This is a genomic window from Massilia sp. YIM B02769, from assembly GCF_030411995.1.
Classification (GTDB): domain Bacteria; phylum Pseudomonadota; class Gammaproteobacteria; order Burkholderiales; family Burkholderiaceae_D; genus Telluria.
On the sequence record NZ_JASNRC010000003.1, the window covers coordinates 1 to 14,513 of the forward strand.

General features: G+C 65.7%; 12 protein-coding genes. 4 read left to right on the top strand and 8 right to left on the bottom strand.

All coding sequences use genetic code 11. From position 1 onward, the window contains the following. Positions 1-38: 38 nt before the first annotated feature. From QPK31_RS05090 to QPK31_RS05100, 3 genes are all read right to left on the bottom strand, one after another. A complete protein-coding gene (locus tag QPK31_RS05090) occupies positions 39-1,766 on the bottom strand; it encodes a methyl-accepting chemotaxis protein (RefSeq protein WP_290421866.1) in 1,728 nt (575 codons plus the stop codon). A gap of 252 nt (positions 1,767-2,018) precedes the next feature. After that, the gene (gene mnmA / locus QPK31_RS05095; protein ID WP_290421867.1) at positions 2,019-3,125 is read right to left on the bottom strand and encodes a tRNA 2-thiouridine(34) synthase MnmA; all 1,107 of its coding nucleotides are present in this window, start codon (positions 3,123-3,125) and stop codon (positions 2,019-2,021) included. A 3-nt stretch (positions 3,126-3,128) separates the two neighbouring features. After that, the gene (locus QPK31_RS05100) at positions 3,129-3,629 is read right to left on the bottom strand and encodes an NUDIX hydrolase (RefSeq protein WP_290421868.1); all 501 of its coding nucleotides are present in this window, start codon (positions 3,627-3,629) and stop codon (positions 3,129-3,131) included. 349 nt (positions 3,630-3,978) lie between these two features. Between QPK31_RS05100 and QPK31_RS05105 the strand changes: the two genes are divergently transcribed. The 3 genes from QPK31_RS05105 to QPK31_RS05115 are packed head-to-tail and all read left to right on the top strand — an operon-like array spanning position 3,979 to position 6,952. Beyond that, positions 3,979-5,091: a Re/Si-specific NAD(P)(+) transhydrogenase subunit alpha gene (locus QPK31_RS05105; RefSeq protein ID WP_290421869.1), complete on the top strand. Its 1,113-nt coding sequence runs from the start codon at positions 3,979-3,981 to the stop codon at positions 5,089-5,091. Between the two features lie 38 nt (positions 5,092-5,129). After that, positions 5,130-5,495 carry an NAD(P) transhydrogenase subunit alpha gene (locus QPK31_RS05110; RefSeq protein WP_290421870.1) on the top strand — a complete coding sequence of 122 codons (366 nt, stop codon included), beginning with the start codon at positions 5,130-5,132 and terminating at the stop codon, positions 5,493-5,495. Next, entirely contained in the window at positions 5,492-6,952 is a 1,461-nt protein-coding gene (locus QPK31_RS05115; protein ID WP_290421871.1) for an NAD(P)(+) transhydrogenase (Re/Si-specific) subunit beta, read from the top strand. The genes QPK31_RS05110 and QPK31_RS05115 overlap by 4 nt, the downstream gene beginning before the upstream one ends. Before the next feature lie 2 nt (positions 6,953-6,954). Here QPK31_RS05115 and QPK31_RS05120 read toward each other — a convergent pair whose 3' ends face one another. From QPK31_RS05120 to QPK31_RS05140, 5 genes are all read right to left on the bottom strand, one after another. Beyond that, on the bottom strand, positions 6,955-7,533 hold the full coding sequence (locus tag QPK31_RS05120) for a hypothetical protein (protein WP_290421872.1): 579 nt from the start codon (positions 7,531-7,533) through the stop codon (positions 6,955-6,957). 307 nt (positions 7,534-7,840) lie between these two features. Next, complete coding sequence (locus QPK31_RS05125) at positions 7,841-9,022, bottom strand: UbiH/UbiF/VisC/COQ6 family ubiquinone biosynthesis hydroxylase (protein ID WP_374045778.1); 1,182 nt, start codon at positions 9,020-9,022, stop codon at positions 7,841-7,843. Next, positions 9,022-10,353 carry an aminopeptidase P N-terminal domain-containing protein gene (locus QPK31_RS05130; RefSeq protein ID WP_290421874.1) on the bottom strand — a complete coding sequence of 444 codons (1,332 nt, stop codon included), beginning with the start codon at positions 10,351-10,353 and terminating at the stop codon, positions 9,022-9,024. The genes QPK31_RS05125 and QPK31_RS05130 overlap by 1 nt, the downstream gene beginning before the upstream one ends. Continuing rightward, positions 10,350-11,069: an N-acetylmuramate alpha-1-phosphate uridylyltransferase MurU gene (gene murU, locus QPK31_RS05135; protein WP_290421875.1), complete on the bottom strand. Its 720-nt coding sequence runs from the start codon at positions 11,067-11,069 to the stop codon at positions 10,350-10,352. Before murU ends, QPK31_RS05130 begins: the two co-directional genes overlap by 4 nt. A gap of 11 nt (positions 11,070-11,080) precedes the next feature. Next, the gene (locus QPK31_RS05140) at positions 11,081-12,151 is read right to left on the bottom strand and encodes an aminoglycoside phosphotransferase family protein (RefSeq protein ID WP_290421876.1); all 1,071 of its coding nucleotides are present in this window, start codon (positions 12,149-12,151) and stop codon (positions 11,081-11,083) included. A 95-nt stretch (positions 12,152-12,246) separates the two neighbouring features. Here QPK31_RS05140 and QPK31_RS05145 point away from each other — a divergent pair, with 95 nt between their 5' ends. Continuing rightward, positions 12,247-14,475 (top strand): LPS-assembly protein LptD, encoded by a 2,229-nt coding sequence (locus QPK31_RS05145; protein WP_290421877.1) that lies wholly within the window; start codon positions 12,247-12,249, stop codon positions 14,473-14,475. Positions 14,476-14,513: the final 38 nt, after the last annotated feature.

Sequence of the window (14,513 nt, forward strand, 5' to 3'; positions counted from 1 at the left end):
GATCCAGGTGCGCCGTTTTTATTGAAGCCGGACTTCGTTCAGAACTCTTCCCACTCATCCCCAGCCGTGCTGGCCAACTGCGCCTTGCGCACCGGCGCCGCCGGCTTGACGGCCTTGACAGCCGCACGCGGCGCCGCCGGCGGCAGCGCCGCCTTCACCGCCTTCACCGCACGCGGCGCAGCGGCCACAGGCGCCGCCACCTTCGCGGCAGGCGCCGCCGCCTCGCCGGTCCTGAACACCGCCACCGCTTCCGCCAGCTTGGCCGCCTGCATCCGCATCGCATCGGCGGCGGCCGAGGTTTCCTCGACCAGGGCCGCGTTCTGCTGGGTCACCTGGTCCATCTGCACCACGGCGCCGTTGATCTGCTCGATGCCCGCGCTCTGCTCGCCGCTGGCGGCGCTGATCTCGCCCATGATGTCGGCCACGCGGCGGATGCTGTCGACGATCCCGCCCATGGTGCTGCCGGCCTCGCCTACCAGGCGGCTGCCGTCGCCGACCTTGCCGGTCGAGTCGTCGATCAGGAGCTTAATGTCCTTCGCCGCCGCCGCCGAACGCTGGGCCAGGCTGCGCACTTCGGATGCCACGACCGCGAAGCCGCGCCCCTGTTCCCCGGCGCGCGCCGCTTCCACGGCGGCGTTCAGGGCCAGGATGTTGGTCTGGAAGGCGATGCCGTCGATGACGCCGATGATGTCGCCGATGCGCTTCGAGGCTTCGTTGATGGCGTCCATGGTGCCGACCACCTGCCCAATGACGGCGCCGCCGCGTTCGGCGACGGTCGAGGCCACGCCGGCCAGCACGTTCGCCTGGCGCGCGTTGTCGGCGTTCTGGCGCACGGTCGAAGTCAGCTCTTCCATCGACGACGCCGTTTCTTCCAGCGCGCTGGCCTGCTCTTCGGTGCGCGAGGACAGGTCCATGCTGCCGGCCGCCACCTGCGACGAGGCCGAGGCGATCAGCTCGGTGCCGCTGCGCACCGTCGAGACGGTCGCCAGCAGGCTGTCGTTCATCTTCTTCAGGGCCGCCAGCAGCTGGCCGAGTTCATCCTTGCTGGTGACCTCGATGCGGCTGGTCAGGTCGCCCGCGGCCACGGTTTCGGCGATCGCCAGGGCGCGCGCCACCGGCGTCGTGATCGAGGCGGTGATGCGCCAGGCGATGACGGCGGCCAGCACCAGGATCACCGCGCTCAGGACCAGCATCAGGCGCAGCGTGCTGGCGTAGGTGGCGTCGGCGTCGAGCGCGGCTTTCGCGGCCAGCCCCTTCTGCATGTCGATCTGGCCGTTGATGACCTTGCGGTACTCCGCCAGCAGCGGACGGTATTCCTTGACCAGGTAGGTCGAGGCCTGCTCGATCTCGCCGGCGCCGATGTGGCGCAGCAGGACGTCCTGGGCGGCGACGAACCTGGCGTTGTATTCCTGGCTCTGGCGCAGCAGGGCCTTGCCTTCTGCGCTGACGATGGTCGGGGCCAGCTTCTCGAAGGTGGCGGCAATGCTGGCGCGCGCCTTGTCGATGTCGGCAGCCTGCACCTTGCGGTCGGCCGGGTCGGCGTTCAGCATCATGTTGCGCAGCGCGATCGACACGTTGTTGACCTCGGTGAGCACGGCATTCGAGGCCTCGATCTTCGGCATGTAGTTGTTGACGATGATGTCGGTGCCGGTCTTGATCCGGCCCAGCATGGAAGTGCCGAGTACGACGACAACGATGAGGAAGGCGCACAGGAGGCCGAAACCGGCAAACAGCCGGGTCCTGACGCGCAAATTAGCAAAGTTCATGGGGCTCTTTCTGGTGAGTTGACGCGACAACGCCTTCAGCGTTTGCCGAAATTTCCGATTTGCCTTGATGCAATTGAGGATAACGTCGCGGATTGAGTCAACTCAATGGCGAAGTATTAATTTGGAAGCGAATTTCTTCACAATGCGGCACATGCGCCACAGAGCAGGGCGTGCACCGTCAGGTGCACATGCATCCGGCATAAGAGGGGGAGGGGCTGGCGGGAGGACCCGCCAGCGTTCAGCCAGGCAGCATCAAGCCGGCTGCATGCCGTCGATGATGCCGCCGCCCAGGCAGATGTCGCCGTCGTACAGCACGGCCGACTGGCCCGGGGTCACGGCCCATTGCGGATCCGTGAAGTCCAGTGCGAAGCGGTCCATGCCGTCGGCGCGGACTGTGCAGGCCACGTCCTGCTGGCGGTAGCGCGTCTTGGCCGACAGCAGGCGCGGCTCCGGCGCCTCGCCCGCGACCCAGCTGGCCTGGCCGGCTTCGAGGCGGCTTGATAACAGCCACGGATGGTCATGGCCCTGCACGATGTACAGGGTGTTGTTGGCGATGTCCTTGCGCGCCACGAACCACGGCTCGCCCGTGCCGTCGGCATTCTTGTGCGACTTCAGGCCGCCGATGCCGATGCCCTTGCGCTGGCCGAGCGTGTAGAACGACAGGCCGATGTGCTCGCCCACGGTCTGGCCGTTGTCGAGCTTGATCGGGCCCGGCTTGTGCGACAGGTAGCGGTTCAGGAAGTCGCGGAAAGGGCGCTCGCCGATGAAGCAGATGCCGGTCGAATCCTTCTTGGCCGCGTTCGGCAATTGCAGCTTTTCGGCGATCTTGCGCACTTCGGTTTTCGGGATCTCGCCCAGCGGGAACAGCGATTTCGACAGCTGCGCCTGGTTCAGGCGGTGCAGGAAGTAGCTTTGATCTTTCGTTGCGTCGAACGCCTTGAGCAGCTCGAACTTGCCGGCCGCGTTTTCACGCACGCGTGCGTAGTGGCCGGTCGCGATCAGGTCGGCGCCCAGCTTCATCGCATGGTCGAGGAAGGCCTTGAACTTGATTTCGGCATTGCACAGCACGTCCGGATTCGGCGTGCGGCCGGCCTGGTATTCGCGCAGGAATTCGGCGAACACGCGGTCCTTGTATTCGGCAGCGAAGTTGACGGCCTCGATGTCGACGCCGACCACGTCGGCCACGCTGGCCGCGTCGATCCAGTCCTGGCGCGTCGAGCAGTATTCGGAATCGTCGTCGTCTTCCCAGTTCTTCATGAAAAGGCCGACCACGTCGTAGCCTTGTTCCTTCAACATCCACGCCGCGACCGAGGAGTCGACTCCGCCCGACATCCCGATCACGACTTTTTTCTTGCTCATTTTTTAAACCTGGTTTGTGGTGGTAAGCCCACCCTCGAACACCGACGGGTGGGTGTGCAGCAGCGCCAGTTCGGTGCGCTTGCCGGCGAGGTAATCGTCCACGCATTGCAGCACGATGGGGCTGCGGTGGCGCTCGGCGCTGGCGGCGATTTCGTCGCGCGTCATCCACAGGGTGCGCAGGATGCCTTCGTCGAGCGGCTGGTCATATTGTTTACCCGCCTTGCCGCAGAAGGTGAAGCGCAGATAGGTGACGTCGGCGTTGCGCGACTTCGAATGGTAGCGCGACATGTACATGCCGACCAGCGCCTCGGGAATGAACTCGTGCGCGGTTTCTTCCAGGGATTCGCGCACCACCGCCTGTTCCAGCGACTCGTGCGGGTCGAGATGACCGGCCGGCTGGTTCAGCTTGATCCCTTCGCTCGTTTCTTCCTCGATCAGCAGGAAACGGCCATCGCGTTCGATGATTGCGGCAACGGTGACTGACGGTCTGAAGGTATGGGTCATGCGCGTCCTTGGAAATGAGCCGATATTCTACAGCGCGGCGCAAACCGTTGCTCGACAGTACGTGTGCATTGCAGCAAAAAAGCCCGAAGAAGGCGGATTTGATACAAAAAATGATGCCATCTCGCCTCAGCTGTATCGTATTTACCATCGAAATGCCGAGCTAAATAGACTTGTCATTCTCAGTAGATTCTTGTGCATGTTTACGTGTTAGATTGTGAACGCTGCCCAAAAGAAGAGCGTGTGAAAAAAGCGCCAGGGCAAGGCGCGTCGCCGAAGACAGTACGAATGTACGGCGAGGCGATGCAACGCAGTCATGGCGTTTTTTTCACACGATCGAAAGGAGGCGTGCATGAGAATTGGCATTCCGGCGGAGACGCGGCCCGGCGAAACGCGCGTGGCGGCGACTCCGGAAACGGTCAAGAAACTCGCGGGCAAGCACCAGGTCCTTGTCCAGTCCGGCGCCGGCCTGCACGCCGCTGTGACGGATGAGGCGTATGCCGCCGCCGGTGCGCGCATCGTCGGCGCCGACGAAGCCTTCGGCGCCGAGATCGTGCTGAAGGTGCGCGCGCCGAACGACGCCGAGCGCGCCCGCATGCAGCCCAGCACGGTCGTGGTCGGCATGCTGAATCCTTTCGATCCCGACAACATCGCCGCCATGGCCGGCGCGCGCCTGACCGCCTTTGCGCTGGAAGCGGCGCCGCGCATCACCCGCGCGCAGTCGATGGATGTGCTGTCCTCGCAAGCCAACATCGCCGGCTACAAGGCCGTGATGCTCGCTGCAAACACTTATCAACGCTTCATGCCGATGCTGATGACCGCCGCCGGCACCGTGAAAGCGGCGCGCGTATTGATCATGGGCGTGGGCGTGGCCGGCCTGCAGGCGATTGCCACCGCCAAGCGCCTGGGCGCCGTGATCGAAGCGTCCGACGTGCGACCGCCGGTCAAGGAGCAGGTCGAGTCGCTCGGCGCCAAGTTCATCGACGTGCCTTTCGTGACCGAGGAAGAGCGCGAGATCGCGCAAGGCGTGGGCGGCTACGCGCGGCCGATGCCGGCGGACTGGATGCGGCGCCAGGCCGAACTTGTGCACGAGCGCGCGAAGCTGGCCGACATCATCATCACCACCGCCCTGATCCCGGGCCGCCCGGCGCCGGTCCTCATCCGTGAGGAAACCGTGCAGGCCATGAAGCCGGGTTCGGTGATCGTCGACATGGCCATCGAGCAGGGCGGCAACTGCCCGCTGACGGAGCTCGGCAAAACCGTGGTCAAGCATGGCGTGACCCTGATCGGCGAGCCGAACCTGGCGGCGCTGGTGGCGGCCGACGCCTCGGCCCTGTACGCGCGCAACGTGCTCGACTTCCTGAAGCTGGTGTTCGACAAGGAAGACAGATTCCACATCGACCTGGAAGACGAGATCGTGCGCGCCACGCTGCTGTGCCACCAGGGCGAAGCACTACGCAAATAAGGCTGCGCAAATAAGGCTGCGAAAACAAGGAGACGGGAATGGACATCAGCCACACCATCATCAACCTGATCATCTTCGTGCTGGCGATCTACGTCGGCTACCACGTCGTCTGGACCGTGACCCCGGCGCTGCACACGCCGCTGATGGCGGTGACGAATGCCATTTCCGCCATCATCATCGTCGGCGCCATGCTTGCCGCCGGCCTCACCGAAGGCGCGCTCGGCCAGACCATGGGCACGGTGGCCGTGGCCCTGGCCGCGGTGAACGTGTTCGGCGGCTTCCTCGTCACCCAGCGCATGCTGGAGATGTTCAAGAAAAAGGAACCCAAGGCGGCCGCACCGAAAGGCGGCGCCGACGAATCTGCCAAGACCTCCGCCAAGAGCGCCGCCAAGGAGGCCGCATGAACATGATCAGCATGAACATGGTCACGCTGCTCTATCTCGTGGCCTCGGTCTGCTTCATCCAGGCACTGAAGGGCTTGTCCTCGCCCTCGTCCGCGCGCATGGGCAATACCTTCGGCATGGCCGGGATGGCGATCGCGGTGGCCACCACGATTGCCCTGATCTTCAAGCTGCAGGAGCAGTTCGCGAGCAGCCACGCCGGCATGGGTTTCCCGCTGGTGCTGCTGGGCGTGGTGGTCGGCGGCGCCATCGGCGCCTACGCCGCGAAAAAGGTCGAAATGACCAAGATGCCCGAGCTGGTGGCGGCGATGCACTCGCTGATCGGCCTGGCCGCCGTGTGCATCGCGGTGGCCGCCGTATCCGAGCCCTGGGCCTTCAACATCGCCGAGCGCGGCGGCGCGCTGCCCTTCGGGAACCGGCTCGAACTCTTCATCGGTACCTTTGTCGGCGCCGTCACCTTCTCGGGTTCCGTGATCGCCTTCGGCAAGCTCTCGGGCAAGTACAAGTTCCGCCTGTTCCAGGGCGCGCCGGTGCGCTTTGGCGGCCAGCACATCCTGAACCTGGCGATCGCGATTGCGATCATCGCGCTGGGCCTGGTGTTCTGTTTTTCCGACGCGGTGGAGCCGGCCTGGACGCCGTTCGCCATCATGGCCGCGCTGGCCTTCATCCTCGGCGTGCTGATCATCATCCCCATCGGCGGCGCCGACATGCCGGTGGTGGTGTCGATGCTGAACTCCTACTCGGGCTGGGCGGCGGCCGGCATCGGCTTCTCGCTGAATAACTCGATGCTGATCATCGCCGGCTCGCTGGTCGGGTCGTCGGGCGCAATCCTGTCTTACATCATGTGCAAGGCCATGAACCGGTCCTTCTTCAACGTGATCCTGGGCGGCTTCGGCGGCGAGGCGGCGGCGATTGATGCCGGGGCCAAGGAACAGCGTCCGGTGAAATCCGGTTCGGCCGAGGACGCCGCCTTCATCCTGCAAAACGCCGAATCGGTGATCATCGTGCCGGGCTATGGCCTGGCGGTGGCGCGCGCCCAGCACTCGGTGAAGGAACTGGTCGACAAGCTGACCGAGCACGGCGTGACGGTGCGCTATGCGATCCACCCGGTGGCGGGGCGCATGCCGGGCCACATGAACGTGCTGCTGGCCGAGGCCGAGGTGCCCTACGACCAGGTGGCCGAGATGGAAGACATCAACGGCGAATTCGGCCAGACCGACGTGGTGCTGGTGCTGGGCGCGAACGACGTGGTGAACCCGGCGGCGAAAGACCCGAAATCGCCGATCGCCGGCATGCCGATCCTCGAGGCCTACAAAGCCAAGAGCATCATCGTCAACAAGCGCTCGATGGCCTCGGGCTACGCGGGCCTGGACAACGATCTGTTCTACATGCCGAACACGATGATGGTGTTCGGCGATGCGAAGAAGGTGATCGAGTCGATGGTGAAGGCGGTGGAGTAGGGCTAAAAGACTTCGCCGGCGATCTGCTTGCCGTCAACCACGATCTTGACGCTGACCGAGAACAGGGCGTAGGCGAAAACCTCGACGAGATACGATTTGCCATCCGGGCGTGCGACCGTCGCCGCGGCCACGGGGCGGGTCTTGTCGAGGGCGAATACCTGGCGCGTTTCGGCCACCTGCTCGCCGTCGACGAAGAGCTTCAGGCCATCGTTCCACGAGTTGCGCACCTTGATCTCGCTGCCTTCCCAGGTGGCGAGCCACTCCTTGACGAACCATTCCTTGCTGCCCGTCGGCGTGAAGCGCTGCTGCGCCGCCTGGCGGGTGATGCCCATCAGCGTACCGAGGTCGGCCCAGGAGCGGCCGGCCTGGCGCGCCTTGCCGACGGCTTCCTTCTGCAAGCCCTCGCAGATCTGCAGGCCGGCGCTGCTGGCTGCGAGCAGGCGCAGGGCGTTGTCGGCCTCGGCGTCGGGCGTGTCGACCAGGTTGGCGTGGGCGACGACGGAGGCTTCGATGGATTGCTGCAGGCTGGCGCGTTGCTCGGAAGAGAGCGGGCCGGGCTGGGTGGGCATTGCGGTGGGCATGGTGTCCTCGGTGGATGAGTGATTCGTCAAGATTAGTTGACACTCAAGCGAGTGTCAAGAAAAATTGACGATCATCGAGAGCGGAGATTTGTAGGGTGGGCCGGGCCGCGCAAGGCACCTGTGTCCACGCTGTCTCATCGCATGCGTCTATGCGTCTTGTGTGAATGGAGGAATGCCGGCGTGGTGGTATTTGTAAAAGGCGCATCTGCGCAGAAGGTGGACCGCGTGGCCACAGGTGCCTTGCGCGGCCCGGCCCACCCTACGAAAAGCAACATAAGGGGCCAAGCGGTTTGCAAACCCGGCAGCCTCAGCCTTGCCGGTGCGGCAAGAACGACGACCCGCCACGTCGCCCGTACATCATGACTTCGGCCAGCAGCGTGCGCGCCGGCTTCACCGCATCCAGCGCCGCCAGCCCCAGCCCCAGCACCGATTGCAGCGGCCCGCTGCCGACAAACGCGCGCGCCATGGCGTCGGTCAGGGCGATGGTCAGCTTGCGGTCCTGCGCGCGTTCGTCGAGGAAGCGGCCGATGCCTTCCGGCCCGGGGCAGCGGGCCAGCAAACGCGCCAGCACGGCGGCGTCGCGCAGGCCCAGGTTCAGTCCTTGTCCCGCCACCGGATGCAGGGTTTGCGCCGCGTTGCCGATGGCAACCGTGCGCGTGGTGGCGTGGGCTTCGGCGTTCAGGCCGAGCGGATAGGCCAGGCGCGCCGACACGTGGGTGAAGCGCCCCAGGCGTCCGCCGAAGGCCTCGCCCAGCTCCGCCAGGAAGCGGCTGTCTTCCATCGCCTGCAAGGCGGCTGCGCGTTCCGGCGCCACGCACCACACCAGCGCGTACTGCAAACCGTCCGCGCCTTCCTGCGGCAGCAGGGCCAGCGGCCCCTCGTCGGTGAAGCGCTCGAAGGCGCGGTGCGGAATCGGGCTGCTGGCGGCCACGCGCGCGATTACCGCATGCTGGCCATAGTCGCGGGTCTGCTTCTTGTCTTCCTGCTGCCCGAACACGCCCCCTTCTGCGCCCACCGCCACCTGGGCCGTGAGGGTGCGGCCATCGTCCAGCGTCAGCGTGACGTGATCGCCGCCTTCATCGAGCGACGCCACGCGCGCCGGGCGGATCACCTCGACGCCGGCGCTTTGAGCCGCGCGCGCCAGCGCATCGACCACCTCGCCGTAGCGGGTCACGTAACCCAGTGCGTCCAGCTTGTGCTCGGCGCGGTCCATCAGGCTGCGGCCCAGGTGGCCGCGGCGCGAGACGTGGATGCTGTGGATCGGCGTGGAAGGAAACGGCCAGGCGCCGACTTCCTCGAGCAGCATGCGGCTGCCCCAGGCCAGGGCGATCGAGCGCGGGTCTGAAATCGACTGGCCGAGCGCGCGCGCATCGATCAGGACGATGCGCTTGCCGGCGATGCCGCGCCGCGCCAGCAGGGCCGCCAGCGCCAGGCCCACCGGGCCGGCGCCGCAGATCGCCACGTCATAATGATCCTGGTGCTGTTCCATCATTGTCCTCCCATCAGGGTTTCGATCTCCGCCACCGTCTTCGGCGCCGTCCCCGATATTACCTGTGGACCGGCTTCGCCCACGATCACGTTGTCCTCGATGCGGATGCCGATGTTCCAGAACTGCTCGGGCACGCCGGGCGCCGGGCGCACGTAGATGCCCGGTTCCACCGTCAGCGCCATGCCCGGCATCAGCGGCCGCGAAGGCTTGCCCTCTGCGGCCAGGTCGCGGTAGGCGCCGGCGTCGTGCACGTCCAGGCCCAGCCAGTGGCCGGTGCCGTGCATGTAGAACTGGGTATGCGCACGCTCGGCCAGCACGTTCTCGACGCCGCCGTATTTCGCCCGGTCGAGCAGCCCGAAGTCGAGCATGCCCTCGGCCAGCACCTTGACGGCGGCCTCGTGGAAATCGCTGTAGGGCCGGCCCGCCTGGATCGCCGCCAGCGCCGCATCCTGGGCGCGCAGCACCAGTTCGTACAACTGCCGCTGCGGCGCACTGAACACGCCATTCACCGGGAAGGTGCGCGTGATGTCGGAGGCGTAGCTGTCGAACTCGCAGCCGGCGTCGATCAGCACCAGCTCGCCGTCGCGCGTCCGGGCATTGTTGGCGTTGTAGTGCAGGATGCAGGCGTTGGCGCCGCTCGCCACGATGGGCGTATAGGCCGGGAACTGGGCGCCGTTGCGGCGAAATTCGTAGAGCAGCTCGGCTTCGAGTTCGTACTCGAACATGCCCGGCTTCGCCGCACGCATGGCGCGCAGGTGGGCGGCGCCGGCAATCTCCGCCGACTTCGCCATCAGCGCCTCTTCATGCGCGTCCTTCAGCAGGCGCATCTCGTCGAGCAGCGGTAGCAAGTGCTGGATACGGGCTGGCGCTACGACGCCGCTGCGCGATTGCCCACGCACTGCTTTCAGCCACCCGGCCACCTGCGCATCGAAAGCGGCATCGCGCGCGTTCGCATAGTACACGGCCGGCACGTCGGCCAGCAGCCGCGCCATCTGCGCATCGAGTTCGGCAACCGGAAACGCTTCGTCGAAGCCGAAGGCCTCGCGCGCCGCGGCCGGGCCATACCGGAAGCCTTCCCAGGTCTCGCGCTCGACGTTCTTCTCGCGGCAGAACAGGATGGAACGCGCAGGCAGGTCGCCGCGCGCGGCCACCAGCACCAGCACGCTCTCGGGTTCGGTGAACCCGCTCAGGTAATAGAAATAGCTGTCGTGGCGGTAGGGATACTCGCTGTCGCCGTTGCGCAGCGCTTCCGGCGCGGTGGCCAGCACCGCCACCGCGCCCGGCTCCATGGCCAGGGCCAGGCGGGCGCGGCGTGCGGCCCAGGGATTCACGCGCCGGCCTTTTTCGCCAGGGGCGCGTTCAGCTCCTCGAGCTGTTCGACGGTGCCGACGTTCACCCAGGGGCCGTTGTAGATCTCGCCGCCGATGCGGCCCTGCTCGATGAACTTGCGCATCAGCGGGCCGATGCGCATCACTTCGCCGGGCGCGATCCCGTCGAACATCTCGGGACGGTAGACGCCGATGTTCGCGAAGTTCCACTTCGGATCGCCGTCGTTGGTCAGCGAGTACATGTTCAGCCCGAAGTCGCCCTCCGGGTTGTGCCATGGGTTCGGCGTCAGGTAGAGCCAGGCGATGTCGCGTTTTTCAGGCGGAATCGGCTGGCCCAGCATGTCGCGCTCGGGCAGGGCGTCGAGCACCTGCGAGAAGTCGAAGTAGGGCGCGTAGATGTCGCCGGAAATCGCCAGGAAAGGTTCCTCGCCCAGCAGGTGGCGCGCATTCGCGATGCCGCCCGCCGTTTCCAGCGCCTTCGGTTCGTGCGAGTAGACGATGCGCGCGCCGAACTTGCTCCCGTCGCCGAGCGCTTCCTCGATCATGTGGCCGAGGTGGGCGTGGTTGATGACGATGTCCGTGATCCCGGCGCGCACCAGGTTCAGCACGTGCCAGGTGATGAGCGGACGGCCGCGCACCTTGAGCAGGGGTTTCGGGCAGGTGTCCGTCAACGGACGCATGCGCTCGCCGCGGCCGGCGGCGAAGATCATGGCTTTCATGGTGGTCGCGCTCAGAAGGTGTAGCCGACTTGCGGCGCCTTGCCGTCGCCGAAGGCGTCGACGCTGTCGAGCAGGCGCAGCAGGGGCTTGAGTTCGGTGTAGCGGTTGGCGGTCTTGCGCACGTAGTCGAGTACGGTCGGCAGGTCGCCCATGTAGATGGACTTGCTGTCGCGGTAGTTCAGGCGGCAGAAGATACCGAGGATCTTCAGGTGGCGCTGCAAGGCCATGAACTCGAAGTCGCGGTAGAAGGCATCGATGTCCGGGTTCACCGGCAGGCCGACCCCCTTCGCGCTTTGCCAGTAGCGCACGACCCAGTCGAGCACGATCTCTTCGTCCCACTGGATGTAGGCGTCACGCAGCAGCGACGCCAGGTCGTAGGTCACCGGGCCATACACGGCGTCCTGGAAGTCGAGCACGCCCGGGTTGCCGGCGTCGAGGAACATCAGGTTACGCGAGTGGAAATCGCGGTGCATGAACACCTGCTGCTGGGCCAGCACGTTCGAGGTGATGGTCTCGAACACCTTGTCGAGCTGGGCCTGCTGGGCCTCGCTCAGCGTGGCGCCCAGGTGGCGTCCCAGGTACCACTCGGGGAAGATGTTCAGTTCGCGCAGCACGAAGGCGCGGTCGAATTCCGGCAGCACGCCGGGCTGGCTGTGCAGCTGGAACTTGATCAGGGCATCGACCGCGTCCGAATACATGAAGGCCGAATTGTCCGGGTCGAGGCGCTGCAGGTAGGTGGTGGTGCCGAGGTCGGACAGCAGCAGGAAGCCGCGTTCGACGTCGCGCGCGACGATGTTCGGCACGGTGACGCCGGCTTCCTGCAGCAGGCCCTGGACGTGGATGAAGGCCGGGACGTTTTCGCGCTCGGGCGGCGCGTCCATGGCGATCAGGGTGTCGCCCAGCTTCGCGCGTAGCGCCGGCGCCACATCGAGACGGAAGTAGCGGCGGAAGCTCGCGTCGGTCGACGCGGGGCGGCGCGAACCGGTTTCCACCAGGTTCAGCGAGTCCAGCCATTCGGTCAGCAGTGCGAGGCGCGCGTCCTGTCCGGCGGAAGTGGAAATGTTTTGATACAAAGAAGACATGAAACGTCCAGGTAAAACCGGTTGAGGAAGGCAATTCCCATATAATAAGGGATTCAATCTAAAAAATCGCCCTTTATGGTGCAGCCCAAGATTCCATGAGCTGGTTTACGGCCCTACCATTCCCGCAGCGGCAGGCAGTCGCCTTTTCCGCTCTCGTCACCATGGCCTCGGGGCCGCTGCATGCGCAAACCGCGCCGGCCACGCCCCATCCTGACGAACAGGATCTTCCCGTCACCGTACGCGCCGAGGAAATCGGCGGCCGTCCCGACCGCGAGATCAACCTGAACCGCGACGTCGAGATCGAGCGCGGCCAGACGAAAATGACGGCCGATACGGCCTGCTATCGCCTGGTCGAGGACGAAGTCACGGCCAGCGGCAACGTCAACCTGTGGCGCTTCGGCGACCGTTACCAGGGCGATTCACTGCAGCTGAATCTCGAAACCGGCCGCGGCTGGTTCCTGAATCCGCAATACCGTTTGCAGATGAATAACGCCCAGGGCCGCGCCGACCGCATCGATTTCCTCGGCGAAGACCAGGCCCTGGTGGTCGACGGCACCTACAGCACCTGCGAAGGCCCGAACCCCGACTGGTACCTGAAGTCGAGCACGCTGCGCCTGGATTCCGGGCGCGACGTCGGCACCGCCGGCAAGACCATCGTGTATTTCAAGGACGTGCCCATCCTCGGCACGCCCGCGCTGTCGTTCTCGCTCTCGGGCGCGCGCCGTTCGGGCTGGCTGCCGCCCACGATCGGCGCCGGCTCCAAGGGCAAGACCGAGATCATGGTGCCGTACTACTTCAACATCGCACCGAACCGCGATCTGACCGTGTACCCGCGCATGATGTTCGACCGCGGCCTGCAGCTGGGCGCGACCGGGCGCTATCTGGGCGCCACCGAGCGCGGCCCCTACAGCGGCGAGACCCACTTCGAGTTCCTGCGCAACGACCGCATCACCAAGACCGACCGCTGGCTGGTCGACTCGCTGCACAACCAGCAGCTGAGTCCGCACTGGTCCTTCGGCTGGAACCTGCACGGCGCCTCCGACGACCAGTACCTGAGCGACTTCTCGCGTTCGGTCTCGGTCAGCGCCGAGCGCCAGCTGGTGCGCGAGCTGTATTCGTCCTACGGCACCGAATTCTGGAACCTGAGCGTGCGCGCGCAGAACTTCCAGGTGCTGCAGGAACCGGCGGCGGTCACCAATCCGGCGCTGACGATTCCGAAGCCTTACGCGCGCCTGCCGCAGATTAACTTCCACACCGGCCGCTTCGACGTCGGCGGCTTCGACTGGGCGGTCGACGCCGAGGCGACCCGCTTCACGCACTCGACCTGGGACAGCGGCAACCGCGCCGTGGTGCAGTCGCAGGTGAGCTATCCCTGGGTGCGTCCGGGCTACTACATCACGCCCAAGCTGATGCTGCACGCGAGCCAGTACGACATGGACAGCAATGCCGGGCGCGACACCACCCTGTCGCGCGTGCTGCCGACCTTCTCGGTCGACGCCGGCATGGTGTTCGAGCGCGAGACCTCGCTGCTCGGCACGCCCGCCACCCAGACCCTGGAGCCGCGCCTGTTCTACGTGCGTACGCCGTACAAGAACCAGGACGACTTCCCGATCTTCGACAGCGGCGAAACCGGCTTCAGCTACGCCCAGCTGTTCAGCGAGAACCGCTTTGTCGGCAACGACCGCGTGTCCGACGCCAACCAGCTGACCGCGGCCCTGGTGTCGCGCTACATTGAGGGCAGCGGCGCCGAACGCCTGCGCCTGGCCTTCGGCCAGCGCTTCTATTTCACCGAACCGCGCGTGCAGATGCCGGGCCGCGCGATCCAGGACCGCAAAGACCGCTCCGACCTGCTGCTGGCGGCCTCCGGCCGCATCGTCGAGAGCCTGAACGTCGACGCCAGCGTACAATACGACGCGACGAGTTCGAGCGTGTACAGCCGTAACTACGGCCTGCGCTGGACCCCGGGCCTGCTGAAGGTGCTGAACGCCGAGTACCGCTACGTGCGCGAAAGCTTCCGCAACGTCGATGTCTCGGCCCAGTGGCCGCTGTCGACGCGCTGGTTCGGCGTCGGCCGGGTCAGCTACTCGCTGCAGGACCACAAGGTGCTCGAGGGCCTGGTCGGGCTGGAATACAAGGCCGACTGCTGGGTTTTCCGCATGGGCGCGCAGCGCTTCGTGACGGCGGCCCAGTCGACCTCGACGCCGGTGTTCTTCCAGCTCGAGCTGAACGGCCTGTCGGGCTTCGGCATGGGCAACCCGCTCGATTCGTTTAACAAGAGTATTCCCGGCTATACCCGGCTGAACACCAACGTCGGCCGCCGCTGACCGGGGCCATGGATTTTTGACCTGAATGAGTGCTTTCC

What these genes read in the sequence shown, in the direction of transcription:
- QPK31_RS05100 (WP_290421868.1), bottom strand. Translation starts at nt 3,629, where the DNA reads ATGACCCATACCTTCAGACCGTCAGTCACCGTTGCCGCAATCATCGAA.
- QPK31_RS05125 (WP_374045778.1), bottom strand. Translation starts at nt 9,022, where the DNA reads ATGGAACAGCACCAGGATCATTATGACGTGGCGATCTGCGGCGCCGGC.
- QPK31_RS05115 (WP_290421871.1), top strand. Translation starts at nt 5,492, where the DNA reads ATGAACATGATCAGCATGAACATGGTCACGCTGCTCTATCTCGTGGCC.
- murU (WP_290421875.1), bottom strand. Translation starts at nt 11,069, where the DNA reads ATGAAAGCCATGATCTTCGCCGCCGGCCGCGGCGAGCGCATGCGTCCG.
- QPK31_RS05090 (WP_290421866.1), bottom strand. Translation starts at nt 1,766, where the DNA reads ATGAACTTTGCTAATTTGCGCGTCAGGACCCGGCTGTTTGCCGGTTTC.
- QPK31_RS05110 (WP_290421870.1), top strand. Translation starts at nt 5,130, where the DNA reads ATGGACATCAGCCACACCATCATCAACCTGATCATCTTCGTGCTGGCG.
- mnmA (WP_290421867.1), bottom strand. Translation starts at nt 3,125, where the DNA reads ATGAGCAAGAAAAAAGTCGTGATCGGGATGTCGGGCGGAGTCGACTCC.
- QPK31_RS05140 (WP_290421876.1), bottom strand. Translation starts at nt 12,151, where the DNA reads ATGTCTTCTTTGTATCAAAACATTTCCACTTCCGCCGGACAGGACGCG.
- QPK31_RS05120 (WP_290421872.1), bottom strand. Translation starts at nt 7,533, where the DNA reads ATGCCCACCGCAATGCCCACCCAGCCCGGCCCGCTCTCTTCCGAGCAA.
- QPK31_RS05105 (WP_290421869.1), top strand. Translation starts at nt 3,979, where the DNA reads ATGAGAATTGGCATTCCGGCGGAGACGCGGCCCGGCGAAACGCGCGTG.
- QPK31_RS05145 (WP_290421877.1), top strand. Translation starts at nt 12,247, where the DNA reads ATGAGCTGGTTTACGGCCCTACCATTCCCGCAGCGGCAGGCAGTCGCC.